At 71.9% G+C, this 19,997-nt stretch carries 13 protein-coding genes; 6 read left to right on the forward strand and 7 right to left on the reverse strand.

What is annotated here, in order from left to right; translation table 11 throughout:
• Window positions 1-21: 21 nt before the first annotated feature.
• The 4 genes from CIB93_RS13595 to CIB93_RS13610 form a co-directional block, all read right to left on the reverse strand.
• Window positions 22-1,485, reverse strand: a complete 1,464-nt coding sequence (locus CIB93_RS13595) for an LCP family protein (protein WP_179500092.1) — start codon at window positions 1,483-1,485, stop codon at window positions 22-24.
• A gap of 286 nt (window positions 1,486-1,771) precedes the next feature.
• Entirely contained in the window at window positions 1,772-3,526 is a 1,755-nt protein-coding gene (locus CIB93_RS13600) for an LCP family protein (protein ID WP_179500091.1), read from the reverse strand.
• 223 nt (window positions 3,527-3,749) lie between these two features.
• Entirely contained in the window at window positions 3,750-5,162 is a 1,413-nt protein-coding gene (locus tag CIB93_RS13605; RefSeq protein WP_096627058.1) for an LCP family protein, read from the reverse strand.
• A gap of 208 nt (window positions 5,163-5,370) precedes the next feature.
• Window positions 5,371-6,123: a TIGR03089 family protein gene (locus CIB93_RS13610; protein ID WP_096627059.1), complete on the reverse strand. Its 753-nt coding sequence runs from the start codon at window positions 6,121-6,123 to the stop codon at window positions 5,371-5,373.
• A 137-nt stretch (window positions 6,124-6,260) separates the two neighbouring features.
• Between CIB93_RS13610 and CIB93_RS13615 the strand changes: the two genes are divergently transcribed.
• The 3 genes from CIB93_RS13615 (at window position 6,261) to CIB93_RS13625 (ending at window position 10,092) form a co-directional block, all read left to right on the forward strand.
• A complete protein-coding gene (locus CIB93_RS13615; protein WP_096627060.1) occupies window positions 6,261-7,811 on the forward strand; it encodes a peptidoglycan recognition protein in 1,551 nt (516 codons plus the stop codon).
• An 81-nt stretch (window positions 7,812-7,892) separates the two neighbouring features.
• On the forward strand, window positions 7,893-8,984 hold the full coding sequence (locus CIB93_RS13620) for an NDP-sugar synthase (RefSeq protein WP_096627061.1): 1,092 nt from the start codon (window positions 7,893-7,895) through the stop codon (window positions 8,982-8,984).
• A gap of 103 nt (window positions 8,985-9,087) precedes the next feature.
• Window positions 9,088-10,092: a DNA-3-methyladenine glycosylase gene (locus CIB93_RS13625; RefSeq protein ID WP_096627062.1), complete on the forward strand. Its 1,005-nt coding sequence runs from the start codon at window positions 9,088-9,090 to the stop codon at window positions 10,090-10,092.
• Window positions 10,093-10,162: 70 nt separating this feature from the next.
• On the opposite strand, the gene CIB93_RS13630 is transcribed toward CIB93_RS13625, so the two are convergent.
• From CIB93_RS13630 to CIB93_RS13640, 3 genes are read right to left on the reverse strand one after another with little or no spacing between them, the layout of a single operon-like run.
• The gene (locus tag CIB93_RS13630; RefSeq protein WP_096627063.1) at window positions 10,163-11,599 is read right to left on the reverse strand and encodes a coenzyme F420-0:L-glutamate ligase; all 1,437 of its coding nucleotides are present in this window, start codon (window positions 11,597-11,599) and stop codon (window positions 10,163-10,165) included.
• A complete protein-coding gene (gene cofD / locus CIB93_RS13635) occupies window positions 11,596-12,552 on the reverse strand; it encodes a 2-phospho-L-lactate transferase (protein ID WP_096627064.1) in 957 nt (318 codons plus the stop codon). The genes CIB93_RS13630 and cofD overlap by 4 nt, the downstream gene beginning before the upstream one ends.
• A 13-nt stretch (window positions 12,553-12,565) precedes the next feature.
• The gene (locus tag CIB93_RS13640; RefSeq protein ID WP_096627065.1) at window positions 12,566-13,066 is read right to left on the reverse strand and encodes a cysteine dioxygenase family protein; all 501 of its coding nucleotides are present in this window, start codon (window positions 13,064-13,066) and stop codon (window positions 12,566-12,568) included.
• Window positions 13,067-13,742: 676 nt separating this feature from the next.
• Between CIB93_RS13640 and CIB93_RS13645 the strand changes: the two genes are divergently transcribed.
• From CIB93_RS13645 to CIB93_RS13655, 3 genes are all read left to right on the forward strand, one after another.
• Window positions 13,743-14,006, forward strand: coding sequence for a WhiB family transcriptional regulator (locus CIB93_RS13645; RefSeq protein WP_014046372.1), 264 nt, complete (start codon window positions 13,743-13,745; stop codon window positions 14,004-14,006).
• A gap of 528 nt (window positions 14,007-14,534) precedes the next feature.
• Window positions 14,535-18,440 carry a glycosyltransferase gene (locus tag CIB93_RS13650; RefSeq protein ID WP_096627066.1) on the forward strand — a complete coding sequence of 1,302 codons (3,906 nt, stop codon included), beginning with the start codon at window positions 14,535-14,537 and terminating at the stop codon, window positions 18,438-18,440.
• A complete protein-coding gene (locus CIB93_RS13655; protein ID WP_096627067.1) occupies window positions 18,437-19,981 on the forward strand; it encodes a DUF5719 family protein in 1,545 nt (514 codons plus the stop codon). Before CIB93_RS13650 ends, CIB93_RS13655 begins: the two co-directional genes overlap by 4 nt.
• Window positions 19,982-19,997 lie beyond the last annotated feature (16 nt).

Consider the following 19,997-nt stretch of genomic DNA (forward strand, 5'->3'; position numbering starts at 1 on the left):
TACGTACGGACTGTTATGCCGTCACCAGGTGTAGGCCGGATTGACCTCCATGCAGGCCACTTTCTCCCCGTTGAGGGCACCCGCCGACTTCGGGGTCTTCTCCTCGCCCTTGGACACCGGGTAGACCCCCTCCTCGCGCCAGTCGGCGCCCACCGCGAGCGAGATCCCCGAGACGTCCGTGGACTTCTTCACCTGCGACAGCGGAATCCCGAGTGCCTTGGCGACCGCCTGCGCGTCGCCCTCCAGGTCCGCGCTCGGATACAGGATCGCGGTCCGCGCCGTCCCGGTCACATTGTCCGGGGCGATGGTGGTCCGCGCGAAGCCCGCCTCCTTCAGCTGGTCCGCCACGTCGGTCGCCCGACCGGAGGCCGGTCCGAGCGCGTCGGTAGCGGTCCCGTTCCGTACGGCCACGGCGATCTCGCCGACCGGGGCGGACGGGTCCTTCGGCTCAGCGGCCTTCCGCTTGGAGGGCTTGCCGTCCAGCGGTACGTCCTCCCGGACCATCCGGAACAGCTGCTCCGCGTCGCCCGCCTTCGGGTACACCCGGCCCTTGTTGGTGCCGGTGCCGTACACGTTCGGCATGGTCGACATCGTGATGCGCTTCGTCGGGACCTTCTTGAACTCCTCGGCCAGGTCGTAGAGCTTCTTGACCGTGTCCAGGCCCTTGTCGACCGTCAGCGCGCTGGTGGCGGCCTCGGCGAGGTTCATCAGCTTCGCCGGGTCGGTGAGCTTGGTGCCCTTGCGCAGCTCGCGGACCATGGAATTCATGTACTGGTGCTGGGCCTTGGCCCGCCCGAGGTCGGTGTTGTCCTCGAAGCCGTAGCGGGTGCGCAGCCATTGGAGGGCCTGCTCGCCCTTGACGTACGTGGTGCCCTCCTCCAGCTTCAGCCCGGAGCCCTTGCCGTCGGAGGTCAGCGAGTGGATGTTGGCGTCGACGCAGACCGGGACGCCGCCGATCGCGTCGGCCATCGACACCACACCCGCGAAGTCGATCATCATGAAGTGATCGATCCGGATGCCGGTCAGCTCGTACCAGGTGGCCACCGTGCACCCCGGACCCCCGCGCCCCAGGCTTTGGTTGGTCTGCACGTCCCCCGTGCTGGCCGGGAAGACCTCGCCGTCCGGGGCCGTGCACTTCGGCATCTTCAGCATGGTGTCGCGCGGCATGCTGATCACGGACAGATTGCTGCGGTCGGCTGAGAGGTGGAGCAGCATCTGTACGTCGGCGAGCGGCGGAGCCCCGAAGGTCTCCTTCGCGCCGCCCAGCTTCTGGTTGGCCTCGGAGTCCCGGGCGTCGGAACCGATGAGCAGGATGTTGAGCGGGGTCTGCCCGGCCGCGTTGGCCTTGTGATCGGCCATCGGCTTGTCGCCGAGGGTCAGATCCTCTTTCTTGATGTTGCTGTTGAGGTACTCGTAGTAGAGGTAACCGGCACCGCCGGTGCCGAGTATCAGCACGGAGAGCACGCAGGCGCTCCAGCGCAGCACCCGCCGCTTCCCGCTCTTCGGGGCACGGCGGCTGCTGCGCCCGCGGGCCCGGCCGCCGTCACCGCCGCGGCGGCCCTTCGCCGCCTGACGGACGCCTTCGCCGCCCTCCGGCCCGTGCCCCGGTCCGTGGCCGCCCCCCGGCCCGTCGCCGTCGTACGGCTTCTCGCCCTGGCCGGGTTCATCGGCGCGGCGGACGCGTGATCGCGTCCCCTCCCCGCGTGTACTGCTCCGTCCCACGGGACCCCCCATGCTGTTCAGATTTCCGCCGTGGCGCGGTGCCCCGGTATCACTTGGCGCATACCGCCTTGTCGGCGCTTGCCTGCTCGACGCCCTCCGGAGCCTTCGCGGGCCCGGTGATGGGCTGCCCCGCGCCCTTGAAGTCCGCCCCCAGCGTGAGCACCATCGCCTCAAGCCCCTCGGCGTCGGCGGCGCCCTGCTTCATGGCCGCGGCGGGCAGCCCCATCATCGCGGCGAGCGCCCGGGCCTGATCGGCCTGGTTGGGCGCGTACTCCAGCGTCGTCTTCTTGATCTTCTCCGGTGCGTTGGCCTTGTTGGCGGACTTCAGTACCCCCTGCTCGTTCTGGAGCCAGGTGACGGTCGCGCCCGCCGCACCGGGGATCTCACCGCCGTTGAGGACGTCCACGCGTACGTCGGCGGGCTCGGCCTTCGGGCCCTTGAGCAGGGCCGCCTGCTTGCCCTTGGCGGCCTTCTCCTTCTGCTTCACCTCGGTCAGAGAGGTGTCGGCGCGCAGCATCGCGAAGAGCTGCTCACCCTTGACCGGGTCCACGACCACGGTGACGGGCTTCGGCTCGGCCGGGTTGTCGATGACCGGCATCGTGAGGAAGGTGATGTTCTTCGTGTCGACCTTGCTGATCTCCTGCGCCAGCGTCATCAGCTTCTTCGCGTCGCCGATGGCCGTGTCGACGGTCAGGGCCTTGGTGGCCGCGTCGGCCAGCTTGTACAGCTTCTTCGGGTTGGTCAGGGTGTCGCTCGACTTCATCTCCCGGATCATGGAGCCGAGGAACTGCTGCTGCACCTTGATCCGGTCGAGGTCGCTCCGGTTGCCGAAGCTGTCCCGGGTGCGCAGCAGGGCCAGCGCGTCCTCGCCCTGCACCTTCGACTCGCCCTGCGGCAGCTTCAGATGCGACTTCGGGTCGTCGATCGGCTTGGCCATGCAGACCTTGACGCCGCCGACCGCGGTGGTCAGCTCCTTGACCGCGTTGAAGTCGACCATCATGAAGTGGTCCGGCTTGACGCCGGTGATGGTCTCGACCGTCTTCATGGTGCAGCCGGGATCACGGCCGTTCTGGCCGAGGCTGGTGTTGAAGCGTTCCTTCGGGGTGCCGGGGATGACGGTGGAGGTCCCGTCCGGCTGCTTCGCCTCGCACTCGGGGATCTCGGTCATCAGGTCGCGCGGGATGCTCATCGCCGTCGCGTTGGTGCGGTCCTCGGAGACGTGGAAAAGGATGTTGGTGTCGGCGTGGCCCACGCTGCCGTTGTCGCCGTAGCCCTCGTTGCCCTTGCCGGTGCGCTTGTCGGTACCGATGATCAGGATGTTCATCGGGCCGTCGGGGACGACGTCCTTGTTGCCGGCGTCACCCACGTCGATGGCGTCGATGTTCCCGTTGAGCTTCTCGTACAGCAGGTACGCGCCGAGCGAGGTGCCCACCACGACGAAGGCCATGACCCCGCCCGACCACAACAGCGCCTTCTTCTTGCGCGACTTCTTGGTCTTTCGCTTCCGGCGGTGGCCGGACATGGGCGGCTCGGCGGCCCCGCGCCCGCCCTGGGAGCTGCGGCGGCTGCGCTGGCCGGGGACCTCGCGGCGCGGCCCGTCCGGGGCGCCCTCACGTTCACGCGTACCGGCCCGGGAGTCGCCGCGGCGACCGGTTCCTTCGGTAGCCGTGGCCGTACGTGAAGGGCTGCTCGATTCCCCAGCGGAGTGATTCAGTCGCAGTTCGTAATTGCCGGTCTGCGGGTTGAGTACCCACTGGTCGGCGGGGTCGATATCGTCCGCCCGCCCACGGCTATGCGCGTCCACGGTTGCCCAGATCCTCCGTCGGTGCCACGCGAGGCGCCCTCCCCCGCAAGGCGCTCGTTCCTTCGCTCCAGCAGTGCACGACCTGACGGCCGGAAGCACCGGATCGCGCCACACTATCCGGCGCTTTCCTGGTGGGGCGACGTGCGTGACATATTCCACGCCCCTTACAAGCGGGCATTCTTCCCATTCCGCGTCGATTGTCTTCGGTGTCTTGGGGATTGCTTTACTGCTCACACAGGTTGTCGGCCGCGCTTGAGCCCGAATATGTGGGCGCCGGCGTCGGGCTCTCGGGCCCGGCGCCGTCCGGCTTTCCGCTCTCCTCCCGCTCCTGCACGCTCTCCGCGTCCTTGAGTTCGTCGGCCGGGACGACCGCCACGGGCCGGTCCTCGCGGAGTTGTTCGAACAGTTCGCCCGCGTCCGGTTCGACGAGTTCGTCCCGGTTCGGGTTCTGGCGGTACGGCTGCCGGGGCACGGTCAGGAACTGCACCTGATCGGTCGGCACATCGCGCATGCTCCGCACCAGGTCGTACAGGTCGCGCAGCGAGGCCAGCCCGGGGTCCGTCGTCAGCGACCTGGTCGCCGCGTCCAGCACCGGGTAGAGCCGGGTCGGGTTCAGCAGGACACCGTTGCTCTGCATCTTGTTGACCAGGGCGCCGAGGAACTGCTGCTGGCGCTCTATCCGTTCGGTGTCGCTGCCGTTGCCGAGGGACTTGCGCGCCCGTACGTAACCGAGGGCCTCCTCGCCGTTCAGCTTCTGCCGTCCGGCCGGGAGCTCCAGGCGCGCGTCCTTGTCGTCGATCGGCTCCTTGAGGCAGATCTCGACCCCGTCCACGGCGTCGACCATCTCCTTGAAGCCGTTGAAGTCGACGACCATGTGGTGATCGATACGGATGCCGGTCATCCGCTCCACGGTCCGGATGGTGCAGGCGGTACCGCCGAGCGCGAACGCCGAGTTGAACTGTCCGAACCGCTCCCGGGTCTCCTTGTCGTCCCCGGTGCGGCAGCTGGGGATCTCCACCATCAGATCGCGGGGTACGGACACCGCGGTCGCGCTCTTCCGGTCCGCCGCGAGGTGCAGCAGGATCGTGGTGTCCGAGCGCTCGCTGCCGCCGTCGTCCCGCCCGTACTCGCGGTTGTCCCCGGCGCGGCTGTCGGACCCGATGAGCAGGATGTTCTGGGCGTCCACGACGACCTGCTCCGGCCGCTCCTCCTCGTACGCCTTGAGTTCGGCGGCGGCGCTGGTGTCGGGGGTGATGTTCCCGTCGAGCTTCCTGTACATCCACCAGCCCACGCCCGCGGCGACGAGCACGAGGAACGAGGCGGCGAGGGCGGTCCAGCGCAGCCAGTGGCTCCGGCGGGCGGCCATGACGGCGTCTTTGGGGTGGTCGGCCCAGGTCTGCGCGGCTTCGGTGCCGGTGCTCGTGCTCGTGCTCGTGCCGGTGTCGTCGGCGTCTTCGGGTCCGGCGTCCGGGGCGGGAGTGCCGTCCGGTGCGGACGTCGCGCCCGGGGCGGCCTTCTCGTCGGTGGCCCGGTCGTCCGGCCCGGACTCCTCCTGCGACCTGCCCGGTGGCGTGTCCCCGGCCGGGCGGTCCGGGTCGGCCGGGGGGCCAGCGCTGTCGGTCACGTCTGCGTCCATCCTTCACGTTCGGCGGCGCGATGGGCCGCCGGTCGCAGGAGTAGACGGCTGAACCTCGCGCTTGGTTGTGTGCTGCCGGGAGAGTGGTCTGTACCGCCGATCATCTACCCGCCCCGCCGATCGGTACCGGGGACTCGGCCCGCTGTGGGCCGGACGAGTGCACCTCAGAGCGCTTGTCATACCGCGCCGTTGGCGGCGCCCGGACGCCTCACTCCGCGGTGCCGGTGACCCGCTCGCTCTCGATCCGCTTGGCGAGCCCGTCCGCGTCCAGCTGCCCGAGGTGGCGGCACAGGACCACGGACCCGCCGGCCGCCAGGGGGGCGAAGAGCCCGGCGCTCAGCCCGTCCCAGGTGTCGTACGTACGCCCGGTCAGCAGCCGCGATCCCGGTACGAGTCCGAGGGTGTCGGCGTCCTCACGGGCCCGGGCGACGAGCTGCGCACCCGTCAGCTCGGCCCCGCCCACGGCCAGCGAGGGCGCGTCGGCGTCCACCGGGGCGAAGGGTGCGAAGCGGTCGCCCTGGCTCGGAACCTCCACCGCGTAGTCCGAGAACCCCTCGGGCGGCTGCGGGAACCGGCCCCCCAGCGGGCGCAGGGCGAGCGCGACCCGCTCACCCCGGCAGGCCCGCGCCCGCTCCAGGGTGTCGGGGCCGGTCACGACGAGGTCGGCGGCGGCCGGGTCGCCCTGGACGTCGGCGACGACTCCGACCGAGGAGCAGGCGAGCAGCCAGACGGCGGACTGCCAGTGCGCGGGAAGCAGGAGGGCGAGCCGGTCGCCCGGCTCCGCGGCCAGGTCGCCCTGGAGCAGATTGGCGGTCTTGGCCACCCAATTGGCGAAGGTGGCCACCGACAGTTCGACGCGTTCTCCGGTGGCGTCGTCGTAGAAGGTGACCAGGGGGCGGGCGGGGTCCGCGGCGAGAGCGGATCGCAGCAGGTCGGCGGGGGTGCGGTCGCTGGAGTTCATCCGCGCAAGCGTACGCGGGGACGCCGTGGGGGGCGGGCTGAACGGGTGTCACGTACACCGGTTCGGCAGACGGGGTGTCACTTATGGGTCGATGCCCGGGTGGCCGGATTCAGGCGTATATGCCCAGGATCATGCGTATGCGTGCACTATTCGTGACCTCAGTCGGCGTCACCTGCGCGGCGGCCCTCACCCTGCCGCTCGCCGTCCCCGCCGCTTCCGCCCCTGCCCGTCCCCCCTCCGTGTCCCACGGGACCCCGGGAGCGGGCCCGCCGTCGGTACGACTCGAAGCCGCGCCCGGGGGAGAGACCCGCCCCGACACCGCCACGGGCCCGCGCGGCGCTGTCCTCGGCACCGGGGAGACCGGCGCGGCCGAGGCCATGGCGTCCGCGGCCGAGCCCGCCGGTTCGACGCAGTCCCTGCCCCTGGAACCGCTCGCCGCACCGTCGAACCGGGTCGCGGGCGCGGTGGGCCAGGGCCTGGCCCAGCGTGACGCCCGCCCGTTCTCCCTGGTGGGCGTGGTCTGGGACGATGCCGGGGCCGAGCTGCACGGTACGGTCCAGGTCCGTACCCGGGCGACCGGGACGACGGACTGGTCGGACTGGCAGGACATCGAGACGCACAACGCCGAGCACACCGCCGACCTGGGCAGTGCAGAGCGGGAGTCCGGCACCGTACGCGGGGCGACGGCCCCGCTCTGGGTCGGCGACTCGGACGGCGTCGAGGTCCGCGTACGCCCGGAGGCCCCCGATCCGCAGAACCGGACCATCGCCGCGCCGCTCCCCGAGGGGCTGCGCCTCGAGCTCGTCGACCCCGGCGAGGACCCGGAGCCGGAACCCGCCCGGGGCGCCCCCGTCAACCGGGCCGCGACCCCGGTGAAGCTCCCCGCCATGACCCCGGCGAGGTTCGCCGACACCCCACCGCCCACCACGGTGGTGGCCGTGCCGGAGGCGCTCACCGCCGAATCCGCCGCCACCTCGGCCGCCAACGCGGAACTCGCCCCGCTCGGCGCGACCTTCATCCCCGCGCTGACCAAGGCGGAGACGGAGGAGGAGGCGGCGATCGTCGCGGCCGGGGCGAAGCCGTACATCGGACCCCGTCCGGGGATCGTCACCCGTAGGGGCTGGGGCGCGGACGAGAGGCTCCGCGAGCGGAACTTCGTGTACACCAGGTCCGTCAAGGCGGCCTTCGTGCACCACAGCGCGACCGGGAACAACTACACCTGCAAGCAGGCCCCTTCGGTGCTCCGCAGCATCTACCGCTACCACACCAGGAGCAGCGGCTGGCGCGACATCGGCTACAACTTCGCCGTCGACAAGTGCGGAAACATCTACGAGGGCCGGGCGGGCGGCGTCGCGAGGGCGGTACTCGGCGCCCACACCCTGGGCTTCAACACCAACACCATGGGCGTCGCGGTGCTCGGCACCTACACCTCCACCAACCCGCCCGCCGCAGCGGTGACCGCCGTCTCCAAGCTCACCGCCTGGAAGCTCGGACTGTTCGGGGCCAACCCCAAGAGCAAGGTCACCCTCGTCTCCGCCGGAAGCAACAAGTACACGAAGGGCAGGAAGGTCAAAATGAACGTCATCTCGGGCCATCGGGACGGTTTCGCAACCGAATGCCCCGGAGCGCGTCTCTACAAGAAGCTCGGCACGGCCCGGACCACCTCCGCCAAACTGCAGGGCCGCTGACCGGGGCATCTCCGACCGGTCTGCTTAGACTGGCCAGCCACCAACCGGGCCAGGCCCCAGCAGGAAAGCAGAGACGGTGCTGTGACAGAGGCAAAAGAAGCGATTCTCCTGGTCGGTGGCAAAGGCACCCGACTGCGCCCGCTCACGGTGCACACCCCGAAGCCGATGGTCCCGGCGGCGGGCGTCCCCTTCCTGACCCACCAGCTGGCGCGGGCCAGGGCGGCCGGGGTGGAGCACATAGTGCTCGCCACGTCCTACCTGGCCGAGGTGTTCGAGCCGTACTTCGGCGACGGCTCCTCGCTCGGTCTGCACATCGAGTACGTCACCGAGCAGGAGCCGCTCGGCACCGGCGGAGCCATCCGCAACGTCGCGCCGAAGCTGTCCTCGGGGCCGGACGAACCGGTCCTGATCTTCAACGGCGACATCCTGACCGGGCTCGACATCCGGGCCCTGGCCGCCACGCACAACGACTCCGGGGCGGACGTCTCGCTCCACCTGACCCGGGTCGAGGACCCGCGCGCCTTCGGCCTCGTGCCCACCGACGCGGCGGGCCGGGTCACGGCGTTCCTGGAGAAGCCGCAGACGCCGGAGGAGATCGTCACCGACCAGATCAACGCCGGTGCGTACATCTTCCGGCGCTCGGTCATCGACACCATCCCCGAGGGCCGCCCGGTCTCGGTGGAGCGCGAGACCTTCCCCGGACTCCTCGCCTCCGGGGCCCACCTCCAGGGCATGGTCGACTCCACGTACTGGCTGGACCTGGGTACCCCGCAGGCCTTCGTACGCGGCTCCGCCGACCTGGTCCTCGGCCGCGCCCCGTCCCCGGCGGTCCCGGGCCGCTGCGGCGACCGCCTCGTCCTGGAGACGGCCACGGTGGCCACCGACGCCAAGCTCACGGGCGGCACGGTGATCGGCGCCGGCGCGGTGATCGGGGCGGGCGCGAGAATAGACGGCTCGACGGTGCTGGAGGGAGCGACCGTCGAGGCGGGCGCGAGGATCACGGACTCACTGATCGGGGCGGGCGCGAGGATCGGCAGCCGTACGGTGCTGACGGGCGCGGTGATCGGCGACGGGGCACAGGTGGGCGCGGACAACGAGCTGCGCGACGGGGTCAGGATCTGGTGCGGCGCGGCCCTCCCGGACGCGTCGATCCGCTTTTCGTCGGACCAGTAGGCTCCGCTCTTCCTGGGACCGGTGGGCTCCGCTCGCCGTTCCGGTGGGCTTCGCCCCGTACCCTCGAAGGGTTCCTTCTCCCGCACTCCTGACGAGGCCCCCCGTGGCAGGACGATTCGCCCCACGCACCGCGCGCCCGGCGCTGCCGTCCCAGGCAGCCCCGGTACGGCGGCCGGGGCCGACCCGGGAGGAGACAGCGGAGCGGACCCGGGAGTGGACCCCGCCCGGCCCACTGGACCTGCGCCTGGTCCTGAGCCCCCTGCGCCGGGGCCCGGCCGACCCCACGTTCCGGATGACCAGGGACGGCGCGTTCTGGCGGGCGACCCGGACGCCCGAGGGCCCCGGGACCCTGCGGGTGGCGGAGCGCGGTGGCCGGATCGGGGCGGCGGCCTGGGGCCCGGGCGCAAAGTGGCTGCTGGCAGGGCTGCCCGCGCTCCTGGGCGCGGAGGACGACCCGGACGCCTTCACCCCGCACCACCGCCTGCTCGCCGCGGCCCGGCACCGGCGGCCCGGGCTGCGGCTGCTGCGCACGGGCCTGGTGATGGAGTCGCTGATTCCCTCGATCCTGGAGCAGAAGGTCACCACGGACGAGGCGTACCGGGCCTGGCGACTCCTGATCCGCCGCTACGGCACCCCGGCCCCCGGCCCCACGGCCGACCTGGGCCTCCACGTCATGCCGGGCGCGCGCACCTGGGCGATGATCCCGTCCTGGGAGTGGCACAAGGCAGGGGTCGACACCAAACGCTCGTCGACGATCCTGCGGGCCGTACGGGTCGCCCCCAGGCTGGAGGAGGCATCGGCGATGCCGCTTCCCGAGGCCAAGGCCCGCCTGGAACTGATCCCGGGAATCGGCCCCTGGACCTCCGCCGAAACCCTCCAGCGCTCCAACGGAGCCCCGGACGCGGTCACGGTGGGCGACTACCACCTCCCGGGCATCGTGGGCCACGCCCTGGCGGACAACCGTCACGCGGACGACGAGGAGATGCTGACCCTGCTGAGCCCGTACGAGGGCCAGCGCCACAGGGCAACACGTCTGATCCTGCTGGCGGGCCGCCTGCCTGAGCGCCGGGGCCCGAGGATGACCCCGGGAAACATCGCGGCGCTGTAGCCGGCTCCAGCCTCTCGGTCCACCTCAGCCTCCCGGCCTCCCTCAGCCCCGCCCCCTCCCGGCGCACACCTCACCGCACAGCGATAAACGCCTCCGCATCCCGAACCCCTCGCTCCCGGGGCGCCCCCGCCGCATGCCCCACCGCCACCGCCCCCAACGGATCCCATGACGTCGGCAACGAGAGCACCTCCCGCACCACCGACCGGCAGAACATCGTCGAGGACACCCACGCCGACCCGAGCCGCTCACCCGCCAGCGCCACGAGGAAGTTCTGCACACCCGCCCCCGCCGCGACCACGAACATCTCGCGCTCCGCCGTGTCCCGCCGCTCGTCCCCGTACGTGTGGGAGCCGTCCATCACCAGGCACGGCACCGCCAGATACGGCGCGTTGCGCAGCACATCACCGCGCCGCACCCGCTTGGCGATCGACTCCTCGCTCTTCCCGTCCCGCCGCAGATCCGCGATCCAGGCGTCCCGCATCGCGTCGAGCAGCCGGGTCCGTGACTCGGTGGACTCCAGCAGCACGAACCGCCACGGCGTCGTGTGATGCGGCGCAGGAGCGGTCACCGCCGCGGCCACCGCTCTCCGCACCGCACCCGGATCCACCGGCTCGTCGCTGAACTCGCGCACCGTACGCCGCAGGGTCACCGCTTCCCGCACCGCCTCGGACGTCCCGAGCCGGAACATGTCGTCGGCCGCACCGCGGACGAGCGCACGGGCGCCGGGGTCGTCCTCCCCGGAGGCCACCACGTGCGGCAACCCCCGCACCACGGCGACCGGCAACCCCGCCGCCTTCCCCTTGACCAGATCCCCGGCGGCGGCCAGCTCGTCCGCCGTGGCCACGACCGTGGCGCTGAGCGGATTGCCGTAAGCGTCCGTCCCCCCGCGCAGGTCGTCCAGCACCCGCACCCCCGCGGCCCCGATCGCGACATCGGTGAGCCCGTTGCGCCAAGGCCGTCCGAAGGTGTCCGTGATGACGACGCCGACCTCGACGCCCAGCGTGTCCCGCAGCCCGTCCCGGATGGCCCGGGCGGAGGCATCGGGGTCCTCGGGCAGAAGCAGAACGGTCCCGGCCGGGGTGTTCGAGGCGTCGACACCGGCGGCGGCCATGACCAGACCCTGCCGGTTCTCCACGATCCGCAGTGTCCCGCGCCGAGCCACGACCCGGACGGTCTCGGCGTCGATGGCGGCCTCGCGGTCCGCGGCCCGGACGATCCGCCCCTCCGCCTTGGAGACGATCTTCGAGGTGACGAGGAGGACGTCACCGTCGACGAGCCCCGGCTCGGCCCCGGCGATCAGCTTGGCGAGATCGTCCCCGGACCGGACCTCGGGCAGCCCGCCCAACGCCCAGACCTGAAACGAGGGCGCACCGCCGCCAACAGCACCGCCACCGACCGCACCGCCGCCAACAGCACCGCCACCGACCGCTCCGCCGCCAACAGCACCGCCACCGACCGCTCCGCCGCCAACGGCACCGCCACCGACAGCACCAGGAGCGATGCTCACGCCCGTACCTCCTCGGCCAGCGCCAACGCCTGACGGGCCATCTCCGCCGTCGCGTCCACGTCCGTCATCATCAGCGGCACCGCCCGGCAACGGACACCGGCCGCCTCGACCTCCTCCACCGCACCGGCGTCCACCGTGTCGACGAGCCACCCGTCCAGCAGCCCGGAGCCGTAGTGCTGGGCCACCGCCGCGGCCGTCGACTCGACGCCCACCGCGGCGAGCACCTTGTCCGCCATACCGCGCACGGGGGCGTCCCCGACGATGGGGGAGAGGCCGACGACCGGCACCCCGGCCTCGGCGATGGCCTCGCGGATGCCAGGCACCGCGAGGATCGTGCCGATGGACACGACCGGGTTGGACGGCGGAAAGACGATGACGTCGGCGGAGCCGATGGCCTCCAGCACCCCCGGCGCGGGCTTGGCCTGCTCCGCCCCCACGGGCACGATCGCCTGCGCCGGCACCGAGGCGCGAAGCTTCACCCAGTACTCCTGGAAGTGGACGGCCTTGCTCTCGCCGTCCGTCTCGACGGCGACATGCGTCTCGATCCGGTCGTCGGACATCGGCAGCAGCCGCACGCCCGGCTGCCAACGGGCGCAGAGCGCCTCGGTGACCGCGCTGAGGGGGTAGTCCGCACCGAGCATCTGCGTACGGACGATGTGGGTCGCGAAGTCACGGTCACCGAGCCCGAACCACTCGGGGCCCACTCCGTACGCCGCGAGCTCCTCCTTGACCTGGAAGGTCTCGTCGGCCCGTCCCCAGCCCTGCTCCTCGTTGATGCCACCGCCGAGGGTGTACATCACGGTGTCGAGGTCGGGGCAGACCTTCAGCCCGAACAGATGGATGTCATCACCCGTGTTGCCGATCACCGTGATGTCCGCGTCGGGCGCGGCCTGCTTGAGGCCGCGCAGAAAGCGGGCACCGCCGATACCACCGGCCAGAACAACAATGCGCATGCACAGCAGTTTGTCAGGCGGGTACGACATCCACGCCCGTCGGGGCGGATTGCGACGCGTGCATCGGCATCTCGGTCAGGCCCGGGTAGTAGACGTGCAGACTCACGGCCGGTTCGAGCGAGTCGTTGACCACTTCGTGGACGTAACCCGGGGCGAAGGCGCGCTGCGCACCCGCACCGAGCGTCCGGGGCCCCCGCTCGGTGCGCTCGGTCAACTCCCCTTCCAGGACCGTCAGCACGCCGGCGGAGAGCCCGTGGTCGTGACGCCCGCTGCCCTGCCCGGGTACCCAGCTCAGCAGCCACACCTCATAGCCCGGGCCCGTGCGCAGACGGTGGTACCAGCGGGAGGCGGAGTCGTACTCGACGAGTCCGGCCCACTGCGCGCGGTCGGCCGCGATGGAGCGCGCGAGGCCGACGAACTCGGAGAGGGTGGAGGGGTGCTCGCGGGCTGGCTGGAGGAGGTGCTGGACCTCAAGAATGTCGCCGGCGATCTGAAGGTCGCTGTCACTGTTCATGGCTGCGGTGGTTCCTCGGCATGGTGGGTGCACGTGCGGGGAGTCACGATGAGCTGAGCAAAGAGGGGCCGAGCGGCCGGAGAGGCCGATCGGGAAACCGGAGAAGGCTGAATCAGAGCTGGAGCGCTACGGCATCAACAGCTGTGACAGCTGGAACAGCAACAGCGGGCCTGGACAGCGCTGCGGAACCCACGGACGTGGGTCGTGTGCATGGCTGTGGTCGCTGGCATGGGGTCAAGGAGAACGGCTCCCCCTGCCCGCTGTCAACCCAATGCCCGATTTGGGCGCATTGTTTCACCCCTTCCGGTCGGCGGTTCCGGAGAAAGGTTTATGCACTCACGGGCGGGGACATGTGGCGCACCATCCGGGCCTCCAAACATGGCTGACGGTCCGTGACCTGAATGTGATCCTGGTCGCTTCAGTGATCGAATCGCAACATGAAGAGACTTCCGTTCGTCTTGATCAAGAGAGTGCGCGGGTGCGGGGCCGGTGGCATATGTCAGATTTTTGGCGATTTGAACACTTTCTGTATACGCTTGGTTCCGCAGAGTGAATCCCTGGGCCAATAGCAGATCCTCGCTTGACTGCCCCAGAGCTACACACTTGTAATTTCACTCGTGTCGTTCGGCCGCAAAAGGCTGCATCACGGGACGCAAGAGACAGACGAGGGGCGCACATGACCGAGCTGTTCCAGCAACTGCTGGTCGAGGACGCGGACGAGGAACTCGGCTGGCAGGAGCGCGCACTGTGCGCCCAGACCGATCCCGAGTCCTTCTTTCCCGAAAAGGGCGGTTCCACCCGCGAGGCCAAGAAGGTCTGCCTCGCCTGCGAGGTGCGCTCGGAGTGCCTGGAGTACGCCCTCGCCAACGACGAGCGCTTCGGTATCTGGGGCGGACTCTCCGAGCGGGAGCGGCGGCGCCTCAAGAAGGCCGCGATCTAGGACGGACGACGGTTCCAGGACGGACGACGGTTTCCGGGACGAGGCGATGGCCCTGGGACGGACGGCGGTTCTGGGACGGACGGTGGTTCTGGGGCGGACGACGGTTCATGGAACGGACGGCGCTCCGGGGCTGCATCCCGGGCGAGCGCCCCACTCACTCCCGTACTCCACACCCTCTGTGCTTACGCGCCGCCGTACGCGGGACCTCCGGCCGGTGCAGCCCCTCTCGCCGGCCACCGGCTCTCCGTAGCCCCCGGACTCCGGACCACAGCCCCCCGAACGGCAACCGCGACGGCCCGTCGTCCGCCCCTCCCCGGAGGGCCCGGGCGCCGGGCCGTCCGCATGCCCACCGCATGTCCACCGCCCGTCCGCGCCCGGCCCTTCACCCGCTCGGGGCCCCCGCCACGTATCCGTACCGTTAGTGTGGGGCCCCGTCCGAGACGCACCAACGCCCCGCCGGGGCGCGCGTGTACACCGATGCAGCCCCGGGGATATGCCCCCGGACCCGGCCGGAGGGCCCGTACCTCGATGTCCGTGCACAGCCACTCGGCGGCGCCGAACGCGGCCGCCGCCGCCCCAGAGTTCCCCCGGCACGTCGTCACCGCCGTGCTCGTCTCCCACGACGGCGCGCGCTGGCTGCCCGACGTGCTGGCCGGGCTGCTCGGGCAGGAACGCCCCGTACAGAACATCGTCGCCGCCGACACCGGCAGCGCCGACGACTCCGCCCGGCTGGTCACCGAGGCGCTCGGTGACGACCGCGTCCTGCACCTCGCACGCCGTACGAGCTTCGGCACCGCCGTCGACGAGGCGGCCCGCACGGCCGGGGTCCTGACCCCGGACGACCTCCCCTACCTCAAGCGCCCCAGCGGCTGGGACCCGGTCAGCCGGACCTGGGTCGACGAGAACTACGACCTGCCCGAGCTGCCGCACGGCGAACCGGTCCAGTGGCTCTGGCTGCTGCACGACGACTGCGCACCCGAGCCGGACGCGCTCGCCGAGATGCTGCGCGTCGTGGACACCGACCGGCACGCCACGATCGTCGGGCCCAAGCTGCGCGGCTGGTACGACCGCAAGCAGCTCCTCGAAGTCGGCGTCTCCATCGCCAACAGCGGCCGGCGCTGGACCGGCCTGGACCGCCGTGAGCAGGACCAGGGCCAGCACGACCAGGTCCGTACCGTCCTGTCCGTCTCCTCCGCGGGCATGCTCATCCGCCGCGACGTCTACGAGGAGCTCGGCGGCTTCGACCGCAGGCTCCCGTTGATGCGCGACGACGTCGACCTGTGCTGGCGCGCCCACCTCGCCGGGCACCGGGTCCTCGTCGCCCCGGACGCCGTCCTGCGGCACGCCGAGGCCTCCGCCCGCGAGCGCCGCCCCATCGACTGCGCGGGCCGCTCGGTCGCCAGCCCGCACCGCGTCGACAAGGCGGGCGCCGCCTACACGATGCTCGTCAACGCACGCGGCAAGGCCCTGCCCTGGGTGCTGCTCCGGCTCGTCGTCGGCACCCTGCTCCGCACCGTCGCCTACCTCGTCGGCAAGGTGCCGGGCCAGGCCCTCGACGAGGTCACCGGCCTGCTGGGCACCCTGCTGCGCCCCGGCCGCATCCTCGCCGCCCGCCGCGACCGCGGAAAGGGCGTCGTCGACGCTGCCGAACTGCGCGCCCTGTTCCCGCCGCCCGGCGCCACCGTCCGGGCCACCGTCGACCAGGTCGCGGGCAACTTCGGCGGCCGTACGGAAGCCGACTCGGGCGGTTCGCGGCACGGGGCCGTCGAGTCCGGGCCCGGCGGCGACGACGCCGACTTCCTCGAAGTCGATCAGTTCGCCCGGCTCAAGCGCATCGGCCGCAAACCCGGGCCGATCCTCTTCGCGCTGCTGCTCGTCGTCTCGCTCATCGCCTGCCGCAACCTGCTCAGCGGCGGCGCGCTGGCCGGTGGCGCGCTGCTGCCAGCCCCCGCCGACGTCGGCGAGCTCTGGGGACGGTACGCGGACGCCTGGCACGCCGTCGGGACGGGCGGCACCCAGACCGCCCCGCCCTACCTCGCGCTGCTCGCCGCCCTGTCGGTCCTCTTCCTCGGCTCCACCGGCCTCGCCGTGAGCGTGCTGCTGGTCTGTTCGATCCCGCTGGCCGGGCTCACCGCGTACTTCGCCTCCCGGCCGCTGCTGCCCTCGCGGCTGCTGCGGGCCTGGGCGAGCGTCGCGTACGCCTTCCTGCCCGCCGCGACCGGAGCCTTGGCCACCGGCCGCATCGGCACCGCCGTCCTCCTCGTCCTGCTTCCGCTGATCGCCCGCGCGGGCGTCGCCGCCCACGGGCTGCGTGCCGACAGCGCGGCGGGGGAGCGCGGCAGCTGGCGCGCCACCTGGGCGTACACGCTGCTCCTCACCTTCACGATGGCGTTCACGCCGATCGTCTGGCCGCTCGCCGTGGTCCTCGGCCTCGGTGTGCTGGTGCTGCGGCGCGGCGACATCATGGCGTACGGACTCCGCTTCGTCGCCGCCGTCGGCACGCCGGTGCTGATCCTCGCCCCCTGGTCGCTCACCCTCCTGACGAACCCGTCCGCCCTCCTCACGGAGGCGGGCATGGACCTCGGTACGGGGTCGGCCTCGGGCCTCGACCTGCTCGGCATCAGCCCCGGCGGCCCGGGTGCGGCGGGCGGCGCCCTGCTCCTCGGCATCGTGCTGGCGGCCCTCGCCGCGCTGCTGCGCGGGGAGCGGCAGCTCGCCGTCCGGACCGCCTGGGCGGTCGCGCTCGTCGGCCTGCTCTTCGCGGCCCTCACCAACGGAACGACCTGGGCCGGGCCCGCGACCCTCGTCTACGGCACCGCCCTGATCGCCGCCGCCCTGGTGGGCGCGGACGGGGCCCGCATCCGGGTCGCCGAGCAGAGCTTCGGCTGGCGCCAGCCCGTCGCCGCGCTGATCGCCCTGGCCGCCGCGCTGGCCCCGGTCCTGGCCGCGTTCGGCTGGATGATCGGCGGTGCGGACGGCCCGCTGGAGCGGCGCGACCCCGTCCAGGTGCCCGCGTTCGTGGCCGAGGAGAGCGGTACCCGCGACCAGCCGCGCACCCTCGTCCTCGGCGGCACCTCGCCCGACTCCGTCGCGTACAGCCTGGTCCGCGGATCGGGCGCCCGGCTCGGCGACGGAGAACTGACCGAGGCGGGCGGTACCAACAGCCACCTCGACAAGGTCGTCGCCAACCTCGTCGCGGGCTCCGGCGCCGACCAGGGCGACCAGCTCAGCGGCTTCGCGATCCGCTACGTCCTCGTACGGGACGGGGCACCGCGCCAGATGAGTCGGGTCCTCGACGCGACCCCCGGCCTCAGCCGCCTCAGCCAGCTCGACGGCAGCGCCCTGTGGCGGGTGGACCGCCAGGTCGCCCGCGTCATGATCGCCCCGGCGTCCGGCGAGGGCGAGCACCTCCCCGTCGGCTCCGGGCCCGTGGAGGCCCACTCCGAGATCCCGTCCGGCGAAGCGGGCCGCGTCCTGCGGATCGCCGACACCGCCGACCCGGGCTGGCAGGCCACCCTGGACGGCAAGCCCCTGACCCGCAAGACCGTCGACGGCTGGGCCCAGGGATTCGAACTCCCCGCCGACGGCGGCCGCCTGGACCTCACCTACGACGCCCCGATCACGCACACCGCCTGGATCTGGGCGCAGGCCGCACTCGCCGTCGTCCTCGTGGTCATGGCCCTGCCGGGCCGCCGCCGGGAGATCGACGACGACCTGCCCGAGGAGGCGCTGGCCGTCGCCGCCGAGCCGGTCGACGGCGAGGGCCGCCGTGCCCGCAGGCTGCGCGCCGCGGCCCAGGCCGAGGCGGCGGCCGCGGCGGAGGAGCCCCGGGCGTTCGGGGAGCCCGGAGGACCCGGGGAGCCCGGAGGGTCCCGGGAGTCCGGGCAGAACTACCGGGCGGACGGCACGACGGACGCGGCAGCGCAAGGAGACCCGGGGGAGTACATCCCCGCGCAGCAGACCGCCGACCCGTACGCCGCGAGCCCCACAGCGCACGCTCCGGCGCACGACCCGCAAGAGGCCACCAGCGGTTACGCGGAAGTTCCGCACCAGCAGTACGGGGAATGGGACGGCGGGCAGCCCCAGGGCGCCGACTACTACGCGACGTACCAACAGGACCCGTACGCCCAGCACCAGCAGTACCAACAGCAGGACACGGACTACCGGAGCGGCTACGGCGATCAGAGCGGCTACGGCGGCGCCCAGGGCCCGTACGCACAGCAGTACAACGACCAGGGCAGCGGCGGCGATGGCAGCGGCGGCGCTGCGTACGACGAGTACGGCCAGTACATCGGCCAGCATTACCCGCCACAGCCGCACCACCCGTACCAGCACCCCACCGAGAACGGTGAACAGGCCGAACAACCCGGCCCCCTGGCCCCGGGTCAGGCCCCGTGGCCGTCCGGTAACGCATCGCGAGGCGAGTCCGAGTGAAGTCCACCCACCTGTCCCTGATCGCCGGTGCCGTCGCCCTGGCCGCCATCACCGGTTTCGCCACGGTCACCGCGCCCGACGGCCCGGCGGCCCCGGAGGCGAAGGCCGCCGCGCTGCTCCCGGTCGAGCGCTCCAGCCTGGTCTGCCCGGCGCCGAGCAGCTCCGAGCTCGCGGAGACGCAGTACACCGCGTTCACCCCGGCGGGCGAGGGCGGCGACGCCAAGGCCACCGCCGAACTGAAGCCGGCACTGCCGGCTGTCGACGAGGACGACGAGGACGAGACCGACCCGGAGAAGGCCGAGAAGGCCGAGGAAGCGGCGGAGAAGGCAAGGAAGAAGGCCGAGAAGCCGGTCCTCGCTGTGAAGGAGCCCGGAAAGCCGGTCGTCGTCGAGGCGGACGGCTCCGACGCCCCGGCCCTCGTCGGCACGGCCACCGGCCGGCTCGCCCCCGGTTGGACCGCCCAGCAGACCACCCAGGTCACCGCGGGCGGGGCGCGGGGCCTGCTCGGGGTCACCTGCACCGCCCCCGGCACGGACTTCTGGTTCCCGGGCGCGAGCACCGCGAAGTCCCGCCAGGACTACGTGCACCTCACCAACCCCGACGATGCCGCCGCCGTGGCGGACATCGAGCTGTACGGCCCCAAGGGCGCGCTCAAGTCCGACGTGGGCGACGGCATCACCGTGCCCGCCCGCTCCAGCGTCGCGCTCCTGCTGTCCACCCTCACCGACGAAGCGGTCGACGAGCTGACCGCGCACGTCACCACCCGCTCCGGACGGATCGGCGCGGTCGTCCTGAGCGCCGACGACACCTCCGGCAGCGACTGGATCACCGCGTCCGACGACCCGTCCGGCACGCTCGTGATGCCGGGGATTCCGGCCGACGCCACCTCCGTACAGCTGGTGGCGTTCGCACCCGGCGAGGACGACGCGGACGTGAAGGTCCAGCTCATGGGGAAGAACGCGACGTTCTCCCCGGCCGGGAACGCCACCCTCCACATCAAGTCCGGCATGACCGCGACCGCCGACCTCAAGGACGTCACCCGCGACGAACCGGGCTCCCTGCGCCTCACCCCCGTGGAGAAGAACCGCGCGACGCCGATCGTGGCCGCGCTACGAGTGGTCCGCGGCAGCGGCGACGAGCAGGAGGTCGCCTACATCCCGGCCACCGGACCGGTCGGCGCCCGTTCGAGCGTCGCGGACAACCGCGCCAAGGGCTCGACACTGTCCCTGACCGCCCCGGGCGCCACGGCGAAGGTGAAGGTCACCGCGTCGGCGGGCAGCGGCGGCGGCGAACCGTCCGTCGAGACGTACACGGTCAAGAGCGGCACGACCCTCGCCGTCACCCCGAAGGCCCCCGAAGGGCTCAAGGGCACGTACGCGCTGACGGTCGAGACGACCTCGGGCGGCCCGGTGCACGCGTCGCGCTCCCTGGCACTCACGGAGGGCGGCGTCCAGATGTTCACGGTGCAGACGCTCCCCGACGACGCAGGGACGGTCGCGGTCCCGTCGGCCAGGCAGGACTTGTCGGTCCTGGACGACTGAACCGAGCAGACGGCGG

This window comes from Streptomyces sp. WZ.A104 (genome assembly GCF_002382885.1).
Lineage (GTDB): Bacteria > Actinomycetota > Actinomycetes > Streptomycetales > Streptomycetaceae > Streptomyces.

Coding starts and splice junctions, on each gene's coding strand:
- CIB93_RS13605 (WP_096627058.1), bottom strand. CDS start 5,162: ATGGACGCAGACGTGACCGACAGCGCTGGCCCCCCGGCCGACCCGGAC.
- CIB93_RS13640 (WP_096627065.1), bottom strand. CDS start 13,066: ATGAACAGTGACAGCGACCTTCAGATCGCCGGCGACATTCTTGAGGTC.
- cofD (WP_096627064.1), bottom strand. CDS start 12,552: ATGCGCATTGTTGTTCTGGCCGGTGGTATCGGCGGTGCCCGCTTTCTG.
- CIB93_RS13650 (WP_096627066.1), top strand. CDS start 14,535: ATGTCCGTGCACAGCCACTCGGCGGCGCCGAACGCGGCCGCCGCCGCC.
- CIB93_RS13610 (WP_096627059.1), bottom strand. CDS start 6,123: ATGAACTCCAGCGACCGCACCCCCGCCGACCTGCTGCGATCCGCTCTC.
- CIB93_RS13645 (WP_014046372.1), top strand. CDS start 13,743: ATGACCGAGCTGTTCCAGCAACTGCTGGTCGAGGACGCGGACGAGGAA.
- CIB93_RS13615 (WP_096627060.1), top strand. CDS start 6,261: ATGCGTGCACTATTCGTGACCTCAGTCGGCGTCACCTGCGCGGCGGCC.